Genomic DNA, 503 nt, shown 5'->3' with positions numbered 1-503 from the left:
CCTCTCTCATAAAGGTAATTGCTGGGTTTATGATAAAGCTCGCGTCTTTCAAAATGCAAAGGTTTATGACAATGCTAAAGTCAAAGGCTTTTTTGTAGACGTTTATGGCGATGCACAAATTTATGGAAATGCTATTTTTGAAGGCATGACATTAAAGGACAATGCAAAACTGTCTGGTAATGCGCATGCTAACAACGCCGTTGTAATTGAAGGCAATGCACAAATTTATGATAACGCCCGTGTCACTGATCATGCCCATATTTCTGATGATGCCGTTATTTGTGATGATGCTCATGTCGGTGGCAATGCTAAAATAAGCGGTGCTGCTCATATTTGTGATGGCTCGCGTGTTTTTGATGATGCCGTGGTTTGTGGTTCTTATGTATCTGGCTCTTCTTGTGTTCACAGCGCCGCATCTTTAACAGAAGAGGATCAAATTCATGATGAGGCAATTCCAAGATTTGGAAGTGATGATGATTATTACCGTCATGAATATTATGATG

1 protein-coding gene is annotated in these 503 nt (G+C 40.0%); it reads left to right on the top strand.

Features of this window, described 5'->3' with window-relative positions:
* A partial coding sequence (locus tag ACFIJQ_RS08930) for a hypothetical protein (protein ID WP_375629984.1) occupies nt 1-503 on the top strand: 503 nt, incomplete at both ends.

Origin of the sequence: Bartonella sp. TT67HLJMS (genome assembly GCF_042193375.1) — a bacterium.
GTDB lineage: Bacteria > Pseudomonadota > Alphaproteobacteria > Rhizobiales > Rhizobiaceae > Bartonella > Bartonella grahamii.
The sequence above is the reverse complement of the archived record's forward strand: the minus strand, read 5'-3'. Positions and strand labels throughout refer to the sequence as shown.